General features: G+C 46.4%; 24 protein-coding genes and 1 pseudogene. 13 read left to right on the top strand and 12 right to left on the bottom strand.

What is annotated here, in order from left to right; genetic code table 11:
* The first annotated feature begins 12 nt into the window (after positions 1–12).
* The 7 genes and pseudogenes from MJ595_RS17655 to cysC form a co-directional block, all read left to right on the top strand.
* Positions 13–966: a KpsF/GutQ family sugar-phosphate isomerase gene (locus tag MJ595_RS17655; RefSeq protein WP_263079362.1), complete on the top strand. Its 954-nt coding sequence runs from the start codon at positions 13–15 to the stop codon at positions 964–966.
* Between the two features lie 40 nt (positions 967–1,006).
* Positions 1,007–2,335 (top strand): MATE family efflux transporter, encoded by a 1,329-nt coding sequence (locus MJ595_RS17650; protein ID WP_263079361.1) that lies wholly within the window; start codon positions 1,007–1,009, stop codon positions 2,333–2,335.
* 192 nt (positions 2,336–2,527) lie between these two features.
* Complete coding sequence (cysD, locus tag MJ595_RS17645; protein WP_263079360.1) at positions 2,528–3,439, top strand: sulfate adenylyltransferase subunit CysD; 912 nt, start codon at positions 2,528–2,530, stop codon at positions 3,437–3,439.
* A gap of 427 nt (positions 3,440–3,866) precedes the next feature.
* Positions 3,867–4,223 (top strand): four helix bundle protein, encoded by a 357-nt coding sequence (locus MJ595_RS17640; protein WP_263079359.1) that lies wholly within the window; start codon positions 3,867–3,869, stop codon positions 4,221–4,223.
* Positions 4,224–4,308: 85 nt separating this feature from the next.
* Positions 4,309–5,733, top strand: a complete 1,425-nt coding sequence (cysN, locus tag MJ595_RS17635; protein WP_263079358.1) for a sulfate adenylyltransferase subunit CysN — start codon at positions 4,309–4,311, stop codon at positions 5,731–5,733.
* A 77-nt stretch (positions 5,734–5,810) separates the two neighbouring features.
* Positions 5,811–7,544 (top strand): SLC13 family permease, encoded by a 1,734-nt coding sequence (locus MJ595_RS17630; RefSeq protein WP_263079357.1) that lies wholly within the window; start codon positions 5,811–5,813, stop codon positions 7,542–7,544.
* Positions 7,545–7,650: 106 nt separating this feature from the next.
* Positions 7,651–8,235 (top strand): annotated as a pseudogene (gene cysC / locus MJ595_RS17625) (adenylyl-sulfate kinase); the annotation flags it as partial.
* A 233-nt stretch (positions 8,236–8,468) separates the two neighbouring features.
* On the opposite strand, the gene MJ595_RS17620 reads toward cysC, so the two are convergent.
* The 6 genes from MJ595_RS17620 to MJ595_RS17595 all read right to left on the bottom strand — a co-directional run bounded on the left by MJ595_RS17620 (position 8,469) and on the right by MJ595_RS17595 (position 11,631).
* Positions 8,469–9,836, bottom strand: a complete 1,368-nt coding sequence (locus MJ595_RS17620) for a transposase (RefSeq protein WP_263078002.1) — start codon at positions 9,834–9,836, stop codon at positions 8,469–8,471.
* A 111-nt stretch (positions 9,837–9,947) separates the two neighbouring features.
* Positions 9,948–10,160, bottom strand: coding sequence for an AbrB/MazE/SpoVT family DNA-binding domain-containing protein (locus MJ595_RS17615; protein WP_263079356.1), 213 nt, complete (start codon positions 10,158–10,160; stop codon positions 9,948–9,950).
* 53 nt (positions 10,161–10,213) lie between these two features.
* On the bottom strand, positions 10,214–10,609 hold the full coding sequence (locus tag MJ595_RS17610) for a type II toxin-antitoxin system VapC family toxin (protein ID WP_263079355.1): 396 nt from the start codon (positions 10,607–10,609) through the stop codon (positions 10,214–10,216).
* A complete protein-coding gene (locus tag MJ595_RS17605) occupies positions 10,606–10,836 on the bottom strand; it encodes a type II toxin-antitoxin system prevent-host-death family antitoxin (protein ID WP_263079354.1) in 231 nt (76 codons plus the stop codon). Before MJ595_RS17605 ends, MJ595_RS17610 begins: the two co-directional genes overlap by 4 nt.
* 145 nt (positions 10,837–10,981) lie before the next feature.
* Positions 10,982–11,413 (bottom strand): type II toxin-antitoxin system VapC family toxin, encoded by a 432-nt coding sequence (locus MJ595_RS17600; RefSeq protein WP_263079353.1) that lies wholly within the window; start codon positions 11,411–11,413, stop codon positions 10,982–10,984.
* Positions 11,410–11,631, bottom strand: coding sequence for an AbrB/MazE/SpoVT family DNA-binding domain-containing protein (locus MJ595_RS17595; RefSeq protein ID WP_263079352.1), 222 nt, complete (start codon positions 11,629–11,631; stop codon positions 11,410–11,412). Before MJ595_RS17595 ends, MJ595_RS17600 begins: the two co-directional genes overlap by 4 nt.
* 162 nt (positions 11,632–11,793) lie before the next feature.
* On the opposite strand from MJ595_RS17595, the gene MJ595_RS17590 reads away from it, so the two are divergent.
* Entirely contained in the window at positions 11,794–12,942 is a 1,149-nt protein-coding gene (locus MJ595_RS17590; protein ID WP_263079026.1) for an IS4 family transposase, read from the top strand.
* Positions 12,943–13,098: 156 nt separating this feature from the next.
* Here the strand turns inward: MJ595_RS17590 and MJ595_RS17585 are convergent, their stop codons facing one another.
* Both MJ595_RS17585 and MJ595_RS17580 read right to left on the bottom strand, forming a co-directional pair.
* Positions 13,099–13,278, bottom strand: coding sequence for a hypothetical protein (locus MJ595_RS17585; RefSeq protein WP_263079350.1), 180 nt, complete (start codon positions 13,276–13,278; stop codon positions 13,099–13,101).
* Positions 13,275–13,526, bottom strand: coding sequence for a DUF6364 family protein (locus tag MJ595_RS17580; protein WP_263079348.1), 252 nt, complete (start codon positions 13,524–13,526; stop codon positions 13,275–13,277). Before MJ595_RS17580 ends, MJ595_RS17585 begins: the two co-directional genes overlap by 4 nt.
* 323 nt (positions 13,527–13,849) lie before the next feature.
* On the opposite strand from MJ595_RS17580, the gene MJ595_RS17575 reads away from it, so the two are divergent.
* Both MJ595_RS17575 and MJ595_RS17570 read left to right on the top strand, forming a co-directional pair.
* Positions 13,850–15,112, top strand: a complete 1,263-nt coding sequence (locus MJ595_RS17575; RefSeq protein WP_263322534.1) for an undecaprenyl-phosphate glucose phosphotransferase — start codon at positions 13,850–13,852, stop codon at positions 15,110–15,112.
* Positions 15,102–16,562, top strand: a complete 1,461-nt coding sequence (locus tag MJ595_RS17570; protein WP_263079347.1) for an O-antigen ligase family protein — start codon at positions 15,102–15,104, stop codon at positions 16,560–16,562. The genes MJ595_RS17575 and MJ595_RS17570 overlap by 11 nt, the downstream gene beginning before the upstream one ends.
* On the opposite strand, the gene MJ595_RS17565 is transcribed toward MJ595_RS17570, so the two are convergent.
* The 4 genes from MJ595_RS17565 to MJ595_RS17550 all read right to left on the bottom strand — a co-directional run bounded on the left by MJ595_RS17565 (position 16,555) and on the right by MJ595_RS17550 (position 19,592).
* Entirely contained in the window at positions 16,555–17,742 is a 1,188-nt protein-coding gene (locus MJ595_RS17565) for an ABC transporter permease (protein WP_263079346.1), read from the bottom strand. The two genes, MJ595_RS17570 and MJ595_RS17565, sit on opposite strands and share 8 nt — an antisense overlap.
* On the bottom strand, positions 17,736–18,449 hold the full coding sequence (locus MJ595_RS17560; protein ID WP_263079345.1) for an ATP-binding cassette domain-containing protein: 714 nt from the start codon (positions 18,447–18,449) through the stop codon (positions 17,736–17,738). Before MJ595_RS17560 ends, MJ595_RS17565 begins: the two co-directional genes overlap by 7 nt.
* A gap of 139 nt (positions 18,450–18,588) precedes the next feature.
* A complete protein-coding gene (locus MJ595_RS17555; protein WP_263079344.1) occupies positions 18,589–19,098 on the bottom strand; it encodes a hypothetical protein in 510 nt (169 codons plus the stop codon).
* A 2-nt stretch (positions 19,099–19,100) separates the two neighbouring features.
* Positions 19,101–19,592, bottom strand: a complete 492-nt coding sequence (locus tag MJ595_RS17550) for a RimK/LysX family protein (RefSeq protein WP_263079343.1) — start codon at positions 19,590–19,592, stop codon at positions 19,101–19,103.
* 118 nt (positions 19,593–19,710) lie between these two features.
* Between MJ595_RS17550 and MJ595_RS17545 the strand changes: the two genes are divergently transcribed.
* The 3 genes from MJ595_RS17545 (at position 19,711) to nhaA (ending at position 22,371) form a co-directional block, all read left to right on the top strand.
* A complete protein-coding gene (locus tag MJ595_RS17545) occupies positions 19,711–20,442 on the top strand; it encodes a capsular biosynthesis protein (protein ID WP_263079342.1) in 732 nt (243 codons plus the stop codon).
* Between the two features lie 7 nt (positions 20,443–20,449).
* Positions 20,450–21,106, top strand: a complete 657-nt coding sequence (locus tag MJ595_RS17540) for a hypothetical protein (RefSeq protein ID WP_263079341.1) — start codon at positions 20,450–20,452, stop codon at positions 21,104–21,106.
* A gap of 77 nt (positions 21,107–21,183) precedes the next feature.
* Positions 21,184–22,371 carry a Na+/H+ antiporter NhaA gene (nhaA, locus tag MJ595_RS17535; protein WP_263079340.1) on the top strand — a complete coding sequence of 396 codons (1,188 nt, stop codon included), beginning with the start codon at positions 21,184–21,186 and terminating at the stop codon, positions 22,369–22,371.
* The last annotated feature ends 89 nt before the right edge of the window (positions 22,372–22,460 follow it).

The raw sequence follows: 22,460 nt of genomic DNA, 5'->3' as shown, positions 1-22,460 counted from the left end.
AAGAAGCTACTTATGGAAACCATGACATTGCATAACACCATTAAGGCCGCCATAACAGAACAGGCTAATGCTCTCTCTAACCTTAGCGAGCAGGTTAGCGACGAGTTTGTCCATGCTGCCGAACTTATGTACGCCTGCAAGGGTAGGGTGATTATTTCAGGCATGGGAAAATCCGGCCTGATCGGTAAAAAGATTGCTGCTACCCTGGCCTCTACAGGCACACGCAGTTTCTTTATGCACCCTGCGGAAGCCTATCACGGCGACTTGGGAATGGTGCGCTATGATGATATGGCTGACTTGGTGGTGCTTATCTCTTACAGTGGCGAAACTGATGAGGTGCTGAAACTTATTCCACCGTTGAAACGATTTGGTAACAGGATTGTCGCTATTACCGGCGGTTTGGACTCAACCCTTGCCAGAAATGCCAATATAGTGCTGGATGCGTCTGTGGACAGTGAAATCTGTCCTCATAACCTGGCTCCAACGACTTCTACAACGGCGGCACTGGTGATTGGTGATGCTCTGGCGGTAGCCCTGATGAAGCTGCGTGATTTCCAGCCAGAAGAGTTTGCTAATTATCATCCCGGAGGTAGCCTGGGTAGGCGTTTATTAACAAAAGTCAGGGATATGATGGTTTCCGATAACCTTCCCTTTGTTCAACCTGAGTCATCCATGAGTTCAGTGATTGTGGCAATGACGGAAAGCCGAACCGGGGTGGCTCTGGTGACTGAAGGTGGTTTGCTGCGGGGTGTGATTACCGACGGTGATTTAAGACGTTATTTGCTTAGCCATAAAACCCTGGAAGGCGTTTTTGCCAAAGACCTGATGAGTGAGAATCCGGTATGTATTAATGAAAATGCCTTGCTGGTTAAGGCAGAAAACCTGATGAAGGATAAACACATTAAGTGGCTAATCGCCCTTAATGAAGAGGAAAAGGTAATCGGCTTATTGGAATGGGCTGCATAACTTTGATGCCTTTGAACCATAAACATTTGCCGTGGGCTTTATGACCCCGGTAATTTCAAAACTCCATGGGGCTTTTCAGAGAAGAAAAGGTGGATTGCTATTCCAATCCGCCCTGGCCTTCACTATTCGGATCTTAGGAGCTGCAAGCGGCTTCCTCCTGAACCTGATCATCGCCCGAACCCTGCCCCCCCAACAGGCAGGTTACTACTTTCTGGCATTTACCGTAATCCAGGTTCTGGCTACAACCGGCCTACTCGGCCTTCAAACCAGCCTACTCCGCTTCATCGCCAGCAACAAAGCCGAACAAAACTGGAAGGAAGCCAGCGCCGCCCATAAAACCGGCACCCTCTGGACCTTCCTGTTTGCTGGTAGCCTGGGTGTATTGCTCTACTTCACCAGCCCCTGGCTGGCAGAGCATATACTGGAAAAACCGGGGGCAACCTCAACCTTGCAAGCCATGGCTCCATCGGTCATCCTGTTCGCTCTATTAACCCTGAATGCTCATGCCTTGCAGGCTATAGGCGATGTTATAAAATCCGTCAGCACCTTGAATATTCTGGTGCCATTATTACTGGCTGCCGCCCTTTTAACGGGGTTGGCCTCCACAGCCCGGACAACAGCCGCCTTCTACTCTTTGGCCTGTCTGGTCACCATGATGATTTCCCTGACTTGGTGGCTGCGCAAACCGGGTATTCACTGGCGTGGTATTGAGCAGTTTCCAGCAGTCACCCTATGGCAAAGCTGCCTGCCCCTTTGGTGGGTAGCACTAATGGGCCTGGGCGTACAATGGGCAGGCCAACTGGTTTCCGCTGCCTATGTTCCACCGGAAGAACTGGCCATTCTGGCCGTTGCCCAGCGCACCGCCATGCTTACCAGCTTTGTACTAATGGCGGTCAACCTGGTGGTTGCTCCCAAATTCGCGGCCCTCTATAAACAGGGCAAAAGCGAACAACTGGAGCGCATCGCCCTGAAAGCCACCAAACTGATGGTGCTGTTTGCCCTGCCCATTGTGGGCTTTATGCTGATCTTTCCCGAAGGGCTAATGATGCTATTCGGCGAACAATACAAAAGTGATGCCAACCTGCTACGTATTCTTGCTGTTGGCCAGTTCATCAACGTAATGACCGGTTCCGTAGGCTACTTGCTCTCCATGAGCGGCCATGAACGTGACCTGCGTAATGTGGTCTTTATCAGTGGCCCCATGGCCATTATCCTGGCATTGGTATTAACCCCTTTATATGGGGTTACCGGTGCAGCAACAGCCACTGCTATAGCCCTGGCCAGCCAGAACCTGCTAGCTGTAGCCATGGTAAAGCGCCGACTTGGATTTAATACACTGGCGGTTTGGCGGAAGCCTACTGAGCTATAAGCTTTAAGCTGTAAGCTATAAGCTGTAAGCTATAAGCTATAAGCTATAAGCTATAAGCTATAAGCTATAAGCGGTAAGCTTTAAGTTGAATGCAAACAAACTTACTTACAGCTTACAGCTTACAGCTTACAGCTTACGACTTACAGCCCCAGTTTATATTTCTAATAACAAATCACTAGCCCTAGCCCCCCCATGAACAAAAAAAAACACCTCACCCACCTCAAACAGCTTGAGGCGGAAAGTATTCATATTATCCGTGAAGTGGTGGCCGAGTTTGGAAACCCGGTAATGCTTTATTCCATTGGTAAGGATTCAGCGGTGATGTTGCATCTGGCCCTTAAGGCATTTGCACCGGGACGCCCCCCTTTTCCATTATTACATGTTGATACCACCTGGAAATTTCAGGCGATGATTCAGTTTCGTAACCGGACAGCAGAAAAATACGGTATGGAATTACTCGTTCATACCAATCTGGAAGGTAAGGCAGAGAATATTAACCCCTTTGACCATGGTAGTGCCAGGTATACGGATATTATGAAAACGGCGGCGTTAAAACAGGCGCTGGATAATTACCAGTTTGATGCGGCCTTTGGTGGGGCTCGCCGGGATGAGGAAAAATCCCGTGCCAAAGAACGGGTTTATTCTTTCCGGGATAAAAATCATCGCTGGGATCCAAAGCAGCAGCGGCCAGAGTTGTGGAATATTTATAATAGCAAGGTAGAAAAAAATGAAAGCATTCGGGTATTCCCCCTTTCTAACTGGACAGAGCTGGATATCTGGCAATATATCTATCAGGAAAATATCGAGATTGTTCCGCTGTATTACGCAGCAGAACGCCCGGTGGTGAATCGTGATGGCACCCTGATTATGGTAGACGACGACCGTATGCCGCTGCACGAAGGAGAAACACCCGAAATGAAATGGGTTCGTTTCCGTACCCTGGGCTGTTACCCGCTGACCGGTGCGGTGGAATCCAAAGCCACGACTTTGCCGGAGATTATTCAGGAGATGTTGTTAACTAAAACATCTGAACGGCAGGGCAGGGTGATCGACCATGACTCGGCGGGGGCGATGGAGAAAAAGAAAGTTGAAGGATATTTCTAAAACGCCGGAGGCGTTTTAGAAAGCTGTAAGTTATTAGCTTTAAGCTGTAAGTTATTAGCTTTAAGCTGTAAGTTATTAGCTTTAAGCTGTAAGTTATTAGCTTTAAGCTGTAAGTTATTAGCTTTAAGCTGTAAGTTATTAGCTTTAAGCTGTAAGTTATTAGCTTTAAGCTGTAAGTTATTAGCTTTAAGCTGTAAGTTATTAGCTTTAAGCTGTAAGTTATTAGCTTTAAGCTGTAAGTTATTAGCTTTAAGCTATAAGTTATTAGCTTTAAGCTATAAGTTATTAGCCTTAAGCTGTAAGTTATTACCTTGAGCTGTAAGAAAAAGATTTACAGCTTACAGCTTACAGCTTACAGCTTAGAACTTATAGCTCTAAAAACCTCTGCTATCTTTATGCTCTTTTGATGATAAAAAAAGAGCAACTTATGAATTTTGAGAAGTTAGAGGTTTGGAAACGTTCTGCACGGCTCTCAGCCCAATTGTATAAAGAATTGAAACGCCTTCGGGATTATGGGTTTCGAGACCAGATAACCCGTTCTGGGCTATCCGTACCCAGTAATATCGCTGAAGGAATGGCACGCAACAGTAGTAAAGAAAAAGTTCACTTCCTTTCAATAGCCAATGGTTCCTGTGCAGAGCTGCGAACCCAAATATACATTGGCATGGAGATTGGTTATATCGAAAGCCAGACAGGTAAAAGCTGGCTGCAAGATACCCGCGAAATATCCTCCATGCTGTTCAGTTTATCCAAATCGATAAGCGGGGAAAGTTTTAAGCGGTAAGCCATAGGCTGTAAGTTAAAGCAAAAAAAAACTTACAGCTTACAGCTTCAAACTTACAGCTTTTTTCCAGCTTCGCTGAAAAAAAATGAATCAGTCAGAACTTATTGAAAAAGACATCCTCACCTACCTGAAACAGCACGAATCGAAAGATATGCTGCGGTTTTTGACCTGCGGTAATGTGGACGACGGGAAATCCACCCTGATTGGGCGGTTGCTGCATGATTCCAAAATGATTTTTGAAGATCAGCTGGGGGCGATCAAGCAGGATTCGAAAAAGTTTAATACCACCGATGAAGCCTTTGACCTGGCATTGCTGGTTGATGGTCTTCAGTCGGAGCGGGAACAGGGTATTACCATTGATGTGGCCTACCGTTATTTTTCCACCGACAGGCGCAAGTTTATCATTGCCGACTGTCCCGGGCATGAGCAGTATACGCGGAATATGGCAACCGGGGCTTCTAACTGTGACCTGGCTATTATTCTGATTGATGCCCGTCATGGAGTGCAGACCCAGACTAAACGTCACAGTTTTATTGTCAGCCTGTTGGGGATACGCCATGTGATTGTGGCGGTAAATAAGATGGATCTGGTGGACTATTCTCAGGAGCGGTTCCGGGAGATCAAGGCCGATTATAAGGCATTTGCGGATCAATTGAATATTGATGATATCCGCTTTGTGCCGATCTCTGCTCTGCGTGGGGATAATGTGGTTGAGGGCAGTGAACAAATGTCCTGGTATCCCGGCGCCACAATGATGAAACTGTTGGAAACCGTGACTGTAACCGATGACAAAAATTACGATTTTTTTCGCTTCCCTGTACAGTATGTCAACCGGCCTAATCCGGACTTCCGTGGATTTTGCGGAACCATTGCCTCTGGTGAAATATATAAAGGTGATGCAGTCACCGTATTGCCAGCGGGTAAACAGAGCACGGTAGAAGGTATTTATACTCCCGATGGTGAAGAGAGTAGAGCCTTTGTTGGTCAGGCCATCACCCTGACACTGGATGATGAAATTGATATTTCCCGTGGTGATATGCTGGTGCGTAGTGATCAGCTCCCGGAAACAGGCGATGTGCTGGATGTTAACATGGCCTGGATGGGTGAACAGGCGTTGGTGCCTGGCCGTGAATATGCCTTGAAGTTTGCCACTAAAAACGTCTATGGCCGCGTGGAAAACATCTGTCATCGGATCAATGTCAATACACTGGAAAAAGAAGAGGCACACCAGCTGGCTCTGAATGAAATTGGTGTCTGCCAACTCTGTACCAGTCAGCCTATTGTTTTTGAGCCTTATGACAAGATACCAGCCTGTGGCAGTTTTATTGTCATCGACCGGATGACCAATATTACCGTGGGTGCCGGGATGGTGGTGGGTAAAGCTGAAGCTGGAAGTTGGAAGCTGGAAGCTGGAAGCGAGATGACGCCGGAGCGGATGCAGGAATTTGAGCTGAAGATGAATGCCTTGATCAGGGAATACTTTCCCCATTGGGGGGTTAAGGAGCTGTAAGTTGTAAGCTTTAAGCTGTAAGTAAAAAACTTATAACTTAAAGCTTACAGCTTTTAACTTATAGTTTTTTTCAAAGAATGAAAATTATCGTTTTCGCTACGCTCGCTCTGTTAATCGGGGCGCTGGTGTCCGGGCGAGTGCGGCCGGTGCTGGCATTTACGGGGGCGCTGGGGGTGTTTGTTGCCCTTGATTTGATTGAACTGGAAAGTGCGCTGGCTAATGTGGTTAATCCCTCGCTGGTGACGTTGGTGTTATTGATTCTGGTTTCTCTGGCTTTGCAGAAAACACCCCTGGTTTCAGGGCTTGGGAATCGCCTGTTGCGAGGTGGTTATAGTCGAGGGGTGTGTCAGCTGTTTGGGGTGGTCTGTACGGCTTCGGCGGTGGTGAACAATACGGCGGTGGTTGCTTCGTTGATCAGTACTGTAAGCCGTAACCGTCAGTTTTTGGCCTCGCGGGTGTTGCTGCCGCTTTCCTATGCTTCTATTTTTGGTGGTGGCCTAACCCTGATCGGCTCCAGTACCAATATGATTGTCAATTCCCTGGCTATTCAGGGAGGTTATGGGGCGCTGGGCTTTTTTACCATTACGCCATTGGGGTTGGTGATGGCTGGTGTGGGTTGTTTAATGACTGTGCTGCTGGGCTATCGGTTCTTACCAAAAAGACAGATAGAGACCAGGGTTCAGCAAAACTATTTTGTTGAAGCCCGGGTAGGGGAGGACTCTCCCCTGATTGGCAAAAGCATTGAGGAAAATGGCCTGCGCCACCTGGGGAGGTTGTTTCTTGTTGAGGTTGTTCGTAATGGTAAGCTGATCAGTCCGGTGGCTCCTGGTGAGAAACTTCTGGCCGGTGATGCACTGCTGTTCTCTGGTGATGCAAGTGCGGTTTCCCTTTTGCAGAAGTTCCCCGGTTTGAAGCTGTTCCGTGGTACCCATGATGCAGAAAGTAGTCCTCTGCTTAATAATCTGGCGGAAGCCTATATCAGCCAGCAGTCAGTACTGGTGGGTAAGACTGTACGGGATATTAATTTTCGTAGCCAGTTTGGTGCGGCAGTGGTGGCCATTCGTCGAGGCAGTGAACGGTTGGAGGGACCATTAAGCAATATTATCCTGCGCACGGGTGACAGCCTGGTGCTGGCGGTGGGTGAGGACTTTAGCCGACATACTAACCTGGAGCGAAACTTTTACCTTATTAACGGGATAGAGGCGGAACCTGCCTTGTCTCCCATCCATAGTGTGTTAGTACTGGCGAGTTTCCTGCTAACCCTTGGCCTGTCGGTTATTGGCCTGCTGCCACTGATGGAAGGCTTGGCATTTTTATTAGGTGGCCTGGTTATTACCAAGGTTCTTACACTGGCTGAGATTCGCCGCCGGTTTCCCTTTGAAATGCTTGTTATTGTGGCTGCTACGCTTGGTATTGCCCAGGTGCTTCTTACCACGGGTGTGGCTGGGTCTGCTGCCAGTGGGGTCAACGCTGTCTTTGGTCAGTGGGGAGTTTATGGTGCCCTGGTTGGCGTATATTTTTTGGCCCTGTTATTTACCGAGGTGATTAATAATAATGCAGCAGCTGCACTGGTTTTTCCCATTGCCATGGAGATGGCTAACCGTTGGGAGGCAGAGCCATTACCGTTTATTATTGCCTTGATTTTTGGTGCCAGTGCCAGCTTTATTTCCCCGTTTGGCTATCAGACTAACCTGATGGTCTTCAGTGCCGGTAATTACCGTGTGCAGGATTTTATACGGGTGGGATTGCCGCTTTCGGTTGTTTACAGTGTTGTTGTTTTGGCGCTGATACCTTTGTTTTTTCCTTTTTAATAAAGCTTTAAGCCGTAAGCTTTAAGCTGTAAGTATTGATTGCTCTTAACTTACAGCTTACAGCTAATAACTTACAGCTATTCAACAAAGCGGAGCTTTGTTAATGAATATCGTGTGGCATCAACATAAAGTGACGCAGGAAATGCGTTCCTCCCAAAAGAAACAGAAGCCCTGCCTGTTATGGTTTACCGGATTGAGCGGTTCAGGGAAGTCTACTGTGGCTAATGCGGTGGATGAGTTGTTATTTGAAAGCGGTTATCACACTTATGTTCTGGATGGGGATAATATTCGCCATCGGTTGAATAAAGATCTTGGCTTCAGTGATAAAGACAGGGTGGAGAATATTCGCCGTATAGGTGAGGTTTCCAGCCTGTTTGTGGATGCAGGTTTGATTGTGTTGAGTGCTTTTATTTCTCCCTTTTCTTCAGAGCGGCGAATGGTGCGGGATATGTTGCCTGATGGCAGGTTTATTGAGATTTTCATTGATGCACCTCTGGATGTCTGTGAACAGCGTGATCCAAAGGGGTTATATGAAAAAGCCAGAAAAGGTGACATTAAACACTTTACTGGCATTGATTCCGCATACGAAAAGCCGGAAGCCCCTGAATTGGTGATTAATACTTCCGAACTATCATTAAATGAGTGTGCCCGGAAGGTGGTGGGGTATCTTGGGAAAAGAAGCGTTATTTAAATGCCTCAGTCACTCGCTTGATAATGACTTGTTTTGTAGGAAAATCGGGATCAAACCTTGATTCTTGAACAATATCAACTCTCAGCTATTCCCGCATGATGAACGTCGATGATCGTTGGTATTGACAATAAGGCAGCAAAAATAATGAAGCCGATCAAAACTGAGCCGCCAATTAACAAAGCGGAGCTTTAAAGAAAAAATGTCACCCCTGAACGTAGCTACGATATGGCCGGTTATGATGTATCGAATGGAATCACCCTTTTCTCTTCAATACCATGAGTTACTGTGTAAAAAAGCCCCTCCCACGTTTTTATCAGCCAATGCAAAAAATAGCCCTGTATCCATTTCCATAATGCTATACGGACTCCTTTTGAGCGGGTTCTTAAAGCTTCCTGAAACTGGGGACAGCACAGTTCCTGTATTTGATCTACGAGAAAAGCAAGCATCGTCAGATAGGCCAGATTTGTGGCTAAGTGCTTCTCACCGTGACCGTAGTTATGTTCGAGATCGTAGCCTTGATTTTTCAGGGTGTTAAACGTCTGGTTCTCAATATGCCATCGGCAGCGCCCTCCTTTCATGACGGGTTCTATGGTTTCTTCGTTAAGCGGAATATCAGTCACCCAGCACCAGATATGCTGTTTACCTTTTTTATCGGTTTCGACAAAATCAAGCACATTAACCTGTTCTGCATATTTTGCCTTGTTCAGCCTGACGTCATTGGCATAGCGAAACCACCACTTAATTCCAGTCTCTTCATTAACTTTTTCAGCACGGTGAACTTTTCCTTCTTTATCCAGCTCATCCATCGCTTCAACCAGCGAGGCATGGTTGCCATCTTTCGCGACAATGATGTAATGCCAGCCATAACTCTTAATCAGTTGGACAGTGGGGTTGTCAGCATAAAGACTGTCCAGAAGAATAACGAACTTTAGACGTGGGTGATGCTCTCGTATGGTGGCAAACAACCGTTTAATGGCATTTTTTTCACAGTCATTTTTGGTCGAACCGTCCTGGCAAACTATGGCTTCCGGTGCCAATGGCAAGACTGTTTTTTGATCCGGGTGAGCAATGCATGCTGCCATTAACTGGTGGTAGTGAGCTTCGTTGGCCTTTCCCTTATTTTTAGTACAGCACTCCTGACAAGGTTTTTTATTATTGCAGGAGTAAAATAGCCCAGTTCCATCGATCGGGAGCAAGTAGTGATTTTTCAAGTTCCCGCAGTGAAATTCGAATGCCTTCAGTAATCCGCCCCTTTGGACGTTAGACAGCAATGTCTTAAAAGGCTTTTTGAACTCTACGGGATCTATTGGATCCAGGATTTCCCGCATACTGGTATCACAGGGAGCACGTTTTTTTATCTGATACAGGTGCTCAAGGTTATGCCTTACTTCTTGCTCTGTTTTATCACGCTCAAACGAGAGGAGCGATGGGTACTTGAGATGCATCATGGCAAAAGCGGACATGGAGGCATCATGTATTGTTATTTTTCTGGAATCCTTGTTTGGTCGGACATCTGGAATTTGCTCATAACTTTCAGAAATCGTAGTAATTAAACTGTTTGCACAAAGATGCTTACGACTTTTTTGGAATGGATAAGCCATGAGAGACAGCCATTGATAAAGTATCCCTATCAAAAGTAGACGTTATTTTGTGCGAAATCACTCCATTTGGAATTTACTGTAAGCCTTGCTGTTGCAGTGATTTAATTGATGTCACGGGAATAGCTGATCAACTCTTTTATTTGACTCTTTATCGCTATCTTTGGGGAATGAAAGAGTGCCTTCCAGGTCATCAGCGGTCATTTTTACCAGATGGGCCACACCATCCCGCTCGAATATCTGTATAAAATCGCCGGGTTCCAGCCCGAGCTTATGGCAGATATTTTGAGGGATGGTTACTTGCCGTTTGGCTGTTAATTTGGGCATGTTGAACCTGTTTGAAGTATTACTTTTATTAGAACCAGTCGCTCCTACCCAACTCACCAAACCGTATTCAAAAGTAGGCTTTCCCGCAGGTTATGATCAGCTGTCACGATTTCTGCGTTGTTTATAATGGCACTGGCCGCGATCAGTCGGTCTGCAGGATCGTTATTGATGCTGCCGTCAAAGTTGACAGATAGCTCAGCTATCTCTGGGGTGATGGGCAGCACATTGATATTTCTGGCTTGTATCGCCAGCTGGTTAAAGTGGTTTGCTGTTGTGTTAATAGTGAGCCGGCCTTTTTTAGTCAGCATGGCTACTTCCCAAAGGGTGATATCGCAAATTGTCAGGCATTGCTGCTGGTCTGCCTGCTCAATCCGCTTTTTGGCTTTTTCTGTTAACTTCTTATGGTTAAGGGCATCCCAGATAAAAGCACAGGTATCCAGTATGATCATCGCATGGCTTTCCATGGCTCATTGGTAGACTCTATCAGGTCATCGGCCTGTGCGTCAGAAGCCAGCTCATCCAACGCCTTTCTGGCTGATTGCCTCAGGGCATCAGGTGAGGCGATAGTGGCTAATACTTCGCCATTGGACGTGACGGTAAACGGCTGACCTGCCTGTGCTTTTTTTAAATAACTCAGCAGGTTAGCCCGTAATTCACTGATATTGATGTGTTCCATAGTGCTCTTTATTTGTACGGTTATTTTGTACAATATAGCAGGTTTTAGGGGAGTGGTTATAGGTTGTGAGTAGTGTGCTTTCAAGGCTCATAACTAAAGCCTCACAACCCACAACTCATCACTTACATGGCTTCATTGCTATACCTCACGGCTCACAAGCCCCATCAATCATCAGGGCTGCCTTATCAAAGGTATAAACTCCCTTCAGGGTCTCTGGCAATTTTGTGCAGTACGCTGCTTTATTAATGATCAGCGCATCTGGGAAATCTGCAGTTTTTCGTTTACTACCTACTTTTACCGGTGTCGCCAGCCGGTAATCGTGTAATGCCCGCCATACGGTTTGCCCGTCTTCAAAGCAGAGATTGGGTTCGGCAAATAATTGATGAATAACATCTATTAACCGGGTTTTATCGAGGTTGTATTTTTTGCCCCGCAGTGTCCACAGGGTTTCAACCAGGACGATATCCGTGATCAGTACTTTTTGTGGGCCATTAACCAGTCGATCTGCTTTGGGCGATTGCTGCCTGTCATCATCCAGCAAATAACGCAGCAGCACATTTGTATCAATGGCAATCATGGATTCATGCCGGTTTGCATTGAGGTGTCGTCTGAAAAACGTTTATCGGTTTTGGTGTTTTTGAGAAAGCCTTTGGCTGCCCCCCTGGTTTTTTTTACGATGGTAATATGCCCCTGGTTATCGATATAGCTTTCGTACTCATCTCCCGGCGCAAGCCCCGCCAGGCGGCATTGTTCGGCGGGAAGGGTGATCTGTCTTTTGGCACTGATGACAGGCATGATCTTTTACTCTTTACTTTTTATTAAAATGTAAAGATAGTCTTGGTAGCAGGCTGGGTCAAGGTGAGTAGTGGGTTTGGGTAAGAGCCAGAGAAAACCATGATTAAGTCTTGATTCTCTGTAGGGGACAATTCTGAGGTAAACGTTGATCTATGAGGGAGAATGAGCTGCTTTCAATCAGTATTCTGCAAGTCCTTTACCTCAAGCAGTTTACTTTTTGTGCAGCATACTCATTCTCTGGAAAAACAGCTTAAAGCTTCTTTTAACTGGCATCAATCCCGTATTAACCTTATGGCTCTCGCCATCTTTGGCCTTATACAGGTTGGCACGGTCAGTTTGTCCCGTATAGCTCAAACGATGGGGCACCACACTGAAATAGACTCCAGACGTAAGCGCCTCAAACGTTTCCTGATGTGGAAAGGCTTCGAGCTGGATTGTGTGGCACGAATGGTTGTTGACTGGATGGTGCCTGAAGGCAACTGGATTGTGTGCCTGGATCGCTCCAACTGGCAGTTTGGAAAGTTCAAAATCAATATCATGATGGTGGCAATTGCTTATAAAGGCACTGCCATTCCTATTGTCTGGACGCTCCTTCCCAAAAAGGGCATGTCCAGCATGGAGGAACGAATCACGCTGCTGAAGCGTTTTATCAACTTACTGGGTACAGAGCGTATACAGTATTTAACCGCAGACCGTGAGTTTCGGGGTGAAAAATGGTTAAAGTGGCTGATAGCGCAGAAAATTCCTTTCCGTATCCGCATTCCAAACGACACCCGCACAATGAACCGCCATCGAACGGAAAAATTGAAAGCGTATCGATTTTTCAGTCTGAAAGTGGGAGAAAGCATGCATCTGAATCATGCACGGGAACTCTGGGGTGTTCGTGTATTTCTTTCCTGTTATCGCTCAGAGCAGGAACGCGTCATCATTATCAGCAATGAAGCAGGTCAGGAGGCGCTGGGTGACTACATGAGGCGATGGGAAATTGAGACACTATTCCAAGCTTTAAAGGGTAGAGGTTTCGATCTGGAGAGTACACACCTGTCAGACAGAGAGCGTATTGAGCGCCTGCTGGGAATTGTAACCCTTGCCTATTGTTGGGCTTACTGCACAGGAGAATGGCGTGCTGAAATTAAGCCCATCAAAAGGCTAAAACATGGACGCCTTGCCAATAGTATTTTTCGATATGGACTGGAGTGGCTGGCAAGCCTTCTGTTTGACCGTACTTCATCCAGTACAGAATTAATGTTTCATATTGAGATGTTTGGCCAGCCTGTAAGGCCAGCCACTCATTGCGACAGTAAGAGTTAGGGATAATTGTCCCCTACAGAGGTCTTGATTCTTGAAAAATGGTAATATGCCCCTGGTTATCCATTTAGCTTTCGAATTCGTCTCCCGGTGCAAGCCCCGCAAGGCGACATTGTTCAGCAGGCTTTTAAGTTTCAATAGCGCCTGCCTTGCTTCTTTTTACACCCGGCTTTTTCTGAGAATGCAGAATATATTGGCAAATAGGGTAACGGAGGTGACTCCCTGAAAATTGCCTGCCTGTATTCCCTGAAAAACAGTCGCACTGTCTTTAAACCACGGGTGTCTGAGAGCCAGAAGATTCAGAATGACATCAGCATCGAGAAATAGTGTTTTGGTCACTTATACTTCTCCTGAAGGAAGTCTGCATAGCCTGAGTCCTTCGTAATGCATGTTTCATGATCAAGCATACCTGCTAACTCTGCTACAAGCCCTGTGAGTTCTGGTGTGGCTCTATCGGTAACTGCCGTTTGTGGCAGTGTTTTCAGGTAATTCTCAACCAGTTTTGACAAGCTCTGTTGCTGGCTCGCTGCGTAGATTTTTGCTTGTTTAATAACATCAGGGTCGACGGTGAGCGTTAGTTTGCTCATGGCTAAACTCCTATACATGTTAACTTTATGAATTAGTACGTATTTCTTAACAGGGCAAGGTGATTTGTCTTTTCTTGCTATTTGATGGTGGGCATGGTTTAGGGGGGACTGGGGTAGGAGCTATAGACTTTAAGTTAAGTGCTTATAGCTTGCAGTGAAGTGGTCTTATAAACAACAACCAAACCAAAAATAATTACAAGGTTTACATTATGTATTACGGTTTCTCTGTGAGCCGTTCCGGGTTACCGGCTTATTTATTTGTTATGCTGGATTTAATAGTGGCAACAGGGGCTGCAAAACTCTCGGCTATCTTTCGTTTTGGTATGATTGACCAGGGTCTTGCCTATCATTTACTGGCTCTGGTTCTGGCGTTTTTGCTGGTGGTCTGTTTTTGGACACTGGGTGTTTATCAACCATTGCGAGGGCAAAACCTGAGGCCATTTCTATTGAAAGTGTTTGCAGGCTGGTGGCTGTCTTTTTCCATCCTGTTTGCCATATTGGTTTTTTTAAAAGCTTCCGAAAATTATTCCAGAATCTGGGTGGGAACCTGGTTTATTACAGGGTTAGTCGCCAGCCTTTTTTCAAGGTTGTTTATTCATTGGGGGTTGCGATACTTCCGGCGTCATGGCCGAAATAGCAAACGGGTGCTTGTTTTGGGTAATGGCCGCAATTTTCACGGGGTGCTGAAAGATATGGCACCGGGGAATGACTGGGGGTATCGGCTGGATGTTTGTCTTGAGTATAACAACATGGCTCAAATCAAGGCCCTATTGGAAGACCAGTTAGCAAGGGATGACCATTTTGATGAGTGCTGGCTTTGCTTACCCCTGAAAGACAGTGCGGTTATACAGGATATTATGTATATGCTCCGCAACCATACCATGGATATCCGTTATATGCCGGGGGTGCGTGATATGCCCTTGCTTAACCATAAGGTGACGCCCATTGGCGGATTCTATTCCCTTGATTTAAGTTGCTCGCCCATGGCTGATGTTAATCAGACCATTAAACGACTGGAAGATGTCTTGCTGTCCAGTGTGATTCTGATTTTAATTTCACCGGTGATGCTTGCAGTGGCTGTTGCGGTGAAACTGACCTCTGAAGGCCCTGTATTGTTCAAGCAAAAACGATTGGGGGTGAATGGGCGTATCATTAACGTGTATAAATTTCGCAGCATGAAAGTTCATAGTGAACCGGCTGGAAAAGTCACCCAGGCAATTAAGGGCGACCCTCGATTAACACCCATTGGCAGTTTTTTACGTCGGACCAGCCTTGATGAACTTCCGCAGTTTTTTAATGTACTCACCGGCCGTATGTCTATTGTGGGTCCCCGCCCCCATGCATTGGCACATAATGAAGAGTATAAAGAGCGAGTGGATTCCTATATGAAGCGCCATAAGGTCAAACCCGGCATTACCGGGCTGGCCCAGGTGAATGGTTTACGGGGAGAGACTGAAACTCTGGATAAAATGCAAAAGCGCGTTGAAATGGATTTGGCCTATATTAACTCCTGGTCTGTTTTCCTCGATTTGAAAATTATTATCCTCACTGTTTTCAGAGGGTTCTTCGACCCTAATGCGTATTAATCCAATGATGAGTTTTCCTTTAACAAACAATAAAACTAACAGCCTGAGTTATTCCCGGATACTATTCACCGGCTTGCTCATTCTGCTATTTTGGCTACCGCTACCTTTTGGTAGCAAGCCACTGTGGTCTTCTTCTATTCTGGTGGTATTGACCTGTTTGCTGGGAACACTCTGGTGCCTGGGTTTTGGTGCGGGAAAACTGGTTATCACAGAATCCTTTCGAAAAGCTTATTTTGTTCATCTCGGGTTTGTTTTGGTGTGCTGCTGGTTGTTTTTACAAGGCCTGGGAATACCCGAGTCTTGGCTGGAGGGGCTTTCGCCAAATGCCCATGCCCTGTGGCAGGCTTCGGAGCTGGTGACAAAACCGGGGCAGAGTGTGTTGACCCTGAGTATTGATCCCAAGGCAACGGAGCAGACGTTTCTGCTGTCCATTTCTTACTATCTGCTGTTTTGTTTGGTACTGCTGCTGGTGGATTCATCGGAACGTGTCCGGCAGCTGTTGTGGGTGTTGATTGCTGCCGGAATATTCCAGGCGTTGTTTGGCAGTCTTAGTACGTTATCTGGTCTGGAAATTTTGCTGTTTGGTGAAAAAGAGGCTTACCTGGGGGTTGCCACCGGCACGTTTATTAATCGCAACAGCTTTGCCGGTTTCCTTGAAATGACCCTGGCATTGGGCATTGGCCTGCTGATTTCCCGTTTGGATGGAGGGAGTGTGGCAGGTTGGCGGGAGAAATTAAGGCAGTTTCTGGTGACTATGATGAGCAGTAAAGTACTCCTTAGAAGTGCTTTGGCCATTATGGTCATTGGACTGGTTTTGTCCCGATCCCGTATGGGAAATACTGCCTTTTTCAGTAGCTTGATGATTACCGGTTTTCTGTATGTGGTATTACGCAGGCAATTTTCCAAAGGTGTGGCTGTTTTGTTTGGTAGCATGCTCCTGATTGATGTGGTTATTGTCAGCCAGTGGTTTGGTATTGAAAAGGTTGTGGAACGGATTGAGCAAACCTCACTGGAACGGGAGAGTCGTCCGGATGTCTCGCAGGTTTCACTGAATATTATTGAGGATTACCCATTAACGGGAACCGGGGGCGGAAGTTTTTATACCGCATTGCCTAATTATCATAATGGCAGTTGGAAGGGGTTTTATGACCTGGCCCATAATGATTTTATCCAGTTTTCCCTGGAGTTTGGAATACCTGCATTTGTGTTGTTGGTTGTGATGGTATTAATGGCCTTCTGGCAAGCGATTATGACTATCAGGTATCGAAAGAACCGGTTAATGACAGGATTGGGCTTCGGGGTATTTATGGGCATGCTGGCCATCATGATTCATTCATCGGTGGATTTTAATTTACAGATTCCAGCCAATGCCTCGTTATTTGTCTGTCTGATGGCCCTGGCCTATGTTTCCAGATATTGCCGGGTGCACCGCAAAAGAAAGATTATTTAATGCGGGTGCATTGGCCATAAGTTTTCCATGCCGGTATCGCTGCCAGGAACGAACCGGCCAGCAGAATAAACAGCAGTAATTTCACTTCCCCCAGGGTTGCCGGATGTCCCGCAATCCATGCACGCCACTCTCCGGGCAGAAATGCCTCCAGCCCTGAAATAACTCCCTTAAATGCCAGAAAGCCTACCACTGTCGCTGTGAGTATAATCAGCACAGGTTCCAGCAACCCCACCACGATTACGTGGTAAGACCTTGCTCCCAGCATTCTTAACGTATCTATTTCATAGCGTCGTTCAGCCAGGCTGCCACTGACACTGAAAAACACACTGACCATGGCCATTGCTGCTGTCATCACCACAATGGCAATCATCAGGTTGGTGAATTGGTTGCCTGCCCGCTGGATAAATCTCAATTCCTGATTAGGAATGACTACTTCCACAGGCTGGGAAACCAGCGTTTTGATCTGTTTTTCCATGGGCAGCAACGCCTGGCGATTATGCAACCGTAACAGTACCAGGTTGATAGATTCAGCTTGTAAGGCACCTGAAGTATGCCGGGAGCGCATTTGCTCAAGATCCTTCAGGTTGACCAGAATGGCATTATCCAGAACTGTGCCTGTGGCGGCCAGAATACCTGAAATGGTTAATGGCTGGCTATATTCATCCGCAATGGTGGGTTCATTTCCCTGGGCTATGGTCATCTGTTCGCCGGTTTTATAGCCGGTTTTCAGCGCAGCTTCAGCACCCAGTACAACGCTGTATGGCGCTGTAAACCCGTTTCCCTCGGCAAAGGCTAAAGGTTTAAGGGGGTCAAAGTGCGCAAATAAATCATTGGTGGTTCCGGTTACCTGAAAGCCCCTGTGACTTTCCATGATACTCAGGGGAATGGCCGAGGCAATTTCCGGGTGTTCCCTGAGGGTTTCGTAAATCCCCTGACTTATGGCAGGCGGCGTATTACCAATGCGGAACAATCCAAACAGTGCAAGATGAACGGGCTGGGAAGGGGCACCAACAATCAGGTCTGACTGGGAGATGGCCCGGTTCAATGTGTGGTGCAGACTGTTTTTTACATAAACCAGCAGCAGTAACAGGCTAATACTGAATGCCAGCCCAATCATTGAAACCAGTGCTTTATTTTTCCGGCGAGCCAGACTGTTCTTGACCAGTTGCAGAATTACCATAGTGGATTGGTCTCCGCATTTTTGTTGATTTCTTTCATATTCAGGTGGCGATCAAAATACTGGTTCGCCTCTTTGTTATGGCTAATGCAAATCAGGGTGGCTCCCTGGGTTTTGGCATAGTTCACCAGTAACTCATAGACGAGCCTTTGACTGTAGCTCCCCATGGCCGAAGCAGGTTCATCGGCTAAAATCAGCTCCGGATTGCCAATAAGTGCCCGGGCAATGGCAATACGCTGCTGCAGTCCTTTACTGAGTTTATCGGTTTTATGACGTAGCCGTGCCGGGTCTTCCATTTTTAGCTGGGCCATGAGCTGATAAGCTTCGTATTCTCCGGTCATGCCGGTGTTGCCTATGTTTTGCTTTTTTCGCCGGGAGAAACCGCAGGGCAGCAGAATGTTTTCAAGGGCAGTCAGGTAGGGTATCAGGTTCAGGCTCTGGAAAGCATAACCCACATGATCTGCTCTGAAATGATCTTTTTCATTGCGAGTCATTGAACCCAGGTTTCTTCCTAACACCTGGATTTTTCCGGAGTCAGGTTCTAACAGACCGGAAAACAGTTTTAGCAGTGTTGTTTTTCCTGAGCCGTTTTCACCAAATAGCAGAACCGTTTCTCCCCGCTTAATCTGCAGGGAGGGTATATCAATGCAGCTATGTTCATTGAAACTCAATTTCAGCTCTTCAATACTGATGGCCAGAGCGTTGTTCATTATGTATTCCTCTATGCCAGATATAGACTCGTTCCCAGGCTCCAGCCTGGGAATGCATACCTCCCCAAGCTGTAACCGCTAGAGGTATTCGTATGCATTCCCAGCGAGGACGCCGGGAACGAGAGGATGCTGTGTTCCTCTAAGGCTGCATTATGATGATGCCGCCGGGCATCATAATGGCCTGTTTATTTTGCCAGTCATCTGTTGTGAGCCAGAGGTTTAACTGCTTAACTCCAGGCAATGTTTTTTCCAGATTGGGCGTGATGGACTCAATGGCAGCGGGTGACTGACAGTTGAAATCAAAAAAGCCCTGAATATCTGTGTTGCCATGTTTCTGATTATTATCCGGGGTAGTAATTATTCGCTGGCTGGCCAAAGTGCATTGGGCTTCAGGGTTAATCTGCCACAGGCTACGGGTTTCATTAAGGCGGTTAACAAGCTCATTATTATTTTTAGAGGAAGACAACAGCGGCAATGCTGAGCCGGGTATGGTCAAATAAAGCGTCAGGTTTTGTTCCTTGAGGACTAAATCCAGTAAAACCTGTGCGGGTTCAATCGCCCTGTGAATCACAGGCTGGGCAAAACACGACTGGGGAATTAAACAAAATAATCCAAAAAAAACGCAAGTGGCAACTGTGAATACCTTCATGGCTATTGTTTCCCGTTCTGTAAAAACTCTCTGCCAGAATCTATCAAGGCGGTATTGGTCAGGTAGTTTCTGCCAATCAGTAATTGCTGTGGGAAATTACTTCGGTTGATCAATGACATTTCAAGAAATCTATAGGTTGATCCAATACTTACAGTATTCATCACCACTGCCCGTTCTTTCGGTTTGCCTGAGTGGGTGATCACCCGGGCAACCCGGCTGACGGGTTGATGCATAGACACGGTTTCCCCGGTCAGTTTATGATGAAAGTCATAGTACACCCAGCGGTCTCCCTGCCTGTTGACATACATTTTGATATTTCGGGCATCCAGGGCGGTTGTAGTGGCACCACTGTCGATTAATGCCGAGACCTGTAATTGCCGGATATTTTCCAGCGTGGCTTTTTCATAGGTGCCAAATATCACCATGCCTTGCGGACAATTGCAGGATGCGATTGTTTTGAAAGAAACCATTTGGGCAATGCTTAACAATGCCATTAACCCTAAAAATCGGGAGAGCCTGTTCATTAGGGATTATCCAAAAGTGCCTGTTTATCCTTATCGGGTCTGAGTGGATAAATTTAATACTGATAACAATCCAGTGGTAAAAATAATAATGATCGATATCCACAACCATATTATCCCCGGCCTTGATGATGGCGCGGTTGATCTGCCAATGGCGCTATCCATGCTGCAAATGGCACAGGAGCAGGGGGTTACCCATCTGGTTTGCACACCTCATATGCACGCCGGGCGGTATGACAATGACATTGATACTATCAGGAAGCATTTTAACCGGTTGCTGGAAGCCCTTTGCCATTCGGAACTGTCCATTGAGCTTGCCATGGCTGCCGAAGTGCGTATCAGTGATGATTTTATGTATCAATTAACACAGGGAAAGGTGCCTTTTATCGGCCAGTGGGAAGGGCGGTCTGCCATCTTGCTGGAAATGCCCCATGCCCATATTCCTCCGGGTATCGACAGGCTGATTGAGTGGTTGCAACAGCAGGGTTACCAGCCGGTCATTGCCCACCCTGAGCGCAATAAGGACATTATAAAAGTACCCCAGGAAGCGTTGGCTTTGGCTGAGAGAGGGGTTTTATTTCAGTTGACCGCCGGCTCAGTGACAGGGCAGTTTGGAGAGAGTGCCAGGGCAACAGCGCATTGGCTATTAACCCGGAATCTGGTGCATTTTATGGCATCGGATGCACACCGTATAGCGCGTCGGGCTCCTGCTATGGGAGAGGCATATGCTGATGTGGTTCAGCGATACGGTGAAGTAATGGCCCGGCAGCTGACGGTTATCAATCCCCGTAAACTGACAGCAAGCCTCTTTAATCAGGAGTAACAAGCCAATGCGCGCCTCAATCAGTAAACGGTGGCTGCTGGTGGTTCCTTTGCTGCTGTTGCTGGCTTATTGCTTAACAGCGGGTTTCTCTATGATGATGGCAGATATATACCATAAACATGTCAATTATTATTTTGATTATTGGGCCAAGGGGTATAAAGAGCGGCAGGATCATTTCTCAATTCCTGCCCATGAGATGAACATCGCTTTGGCCAGCGCCAGAAAAGCACGGGAAAAACAGCCGGATGATCCAGTGCAACTGCTGCAACTGGCTACTGTTTACCAGTGGCGTCCATTGCTTGAAGCGGAGGGGATTAACCCTTTTGGCAGCCTGACAGCCGAGCTTGATTTAATCCGGCAGGCAGTCTCATTGCGGCCTGCCTGGCCTTACAGCTGGATGGCTCTTGCTGGGGCAAAAGCACGCTATGGCCAGATAGACGATGAGTTTAACAAGGCGCTGGTACAGGCAGTGACACTGGGGCCCTGGGAAGCAGATATTATGGAAAAGGCCGGTAAGCTGGGTAAATATTACCATAGCTGGCTAAGCCCGGAAGCTAAAATAGCATTGCAGCTGAACTGGGATAATTTTCGCCGTGCCTATCCGGGAAAAGCCAGAAAAATAGAGAGGGATTTGGGAAAAAAGAAAGCGTCAGAGGCTGTTTGAAATCTATTTTCAAATAGCCTCTAAATATGTAATAAATATGAAATGTCCGGGACAGGCAATTCTCACTGAGAAAAATTATGCAGGTAAGCTCAAACTCTTTTATTAAATCATTCTTAAGGTTGGAGTCAGCGGGTGGAATTTTGCTGTTTATAGCGGCAGTTATAGCTATCATACTGGCAAATTCATCCTTTGATATATACTACCAGCTATTTCTTACCACCTCCGTTGAGATACATGTTGGTTCTTTTAAAATAGTCAAGCCACTGTTACTTTGGATCAACGATGGCTTGATGGCAGTATTTTTTTTTCTGATCGGGCTTGAACTAAAAAGGGAGCTGGTTGAAGGTGAGCTTTCAGACAAGAAAAAGATAATACTGCCCGGTGTGGGTGCTATTGGCGGGATGGCGATCCCGGCTTTAATCTATCTGTATTTTAATTACGATGATCCCAGTGCGGTAAAAGGCTGGGCGATTCCGGCGGCCACTGATATTGCCTTTGCTCTTGGGGTATTAAAACTTCTGGGGCCCCGTGTTCCCGCCTCTATAAAAATCTTTCTTACGTCGCTGGCTATATTCGATGATATCGGAGCGATATTGATTATTGCTTTCTTCTATACCTCAAAGATTTCTCTGGTGGCTCTTATTGTGGTGGGATTGTGCATACCGGTTCTTGCCTATATGAATCATCGCAATGTGATTGCCAGGAGTCCCTATATTTTAATTGGCATTATTATGTGGGTGGCAACCTTGAAGTCAGGGGTGCATGCAACACTTGCAGGTGTTGTGCTGGCTATGTTTATCCCTATTCGATGCAAGTCTGACCCTGATGATTCACCGCTTAAAAGTCTTGAGCAGGATTTACACTCTATCGTTGCATTTTTTGTACTCCCTGTATTTGCATTTGCCAATGCGGGAATTAACTTTAGTGGCGTTACCCTGGAACAATTATTTCATGGCGTTTCCATGGGAATTATTCTGGGTCTCTTCCTGGGCAAGCAAATAGGGGTTTTTTGCTTTTGCTGGTTATTGGTGAAGTTAAAGGTAACCTGTTTGCCCAGAGGGATGAACTGGTTGAGTTTATATGGAGTGGCTGCCCTTTGTGGAATAGGGTTCACTATGAGCCTGTTTATTGGATCACTGGCATTTGAAGAAACAGGAAAAAACCTGTTGCTTGATGAACGATTAGGGATTTTGCTGGGTTCCCTTGCCTCTGGACTGCTTGGCTATGCCATACTTCGCGTGAGCCTGGGGGTTAATAAAGGTTAAGCGTTATATTAAATAGTTATTTATAAATATAAATTAATTACTTTACCCTATATATTGCTACGGGCTACTGTTTCAGCTGGAAATTTATT

Source organism: Endozoicomonas sp. Mp262 (assembly GCF_025643335.1).
Lineage (GTDB): Bacteria > Pseudomonadota > Gammaproteobacteria > Pseudomonadales > Endozoicomonadaceae > Endonucleibacter.
This window is presented reverse-complemented; position numbering and strand designations above follow the sequence as displayed.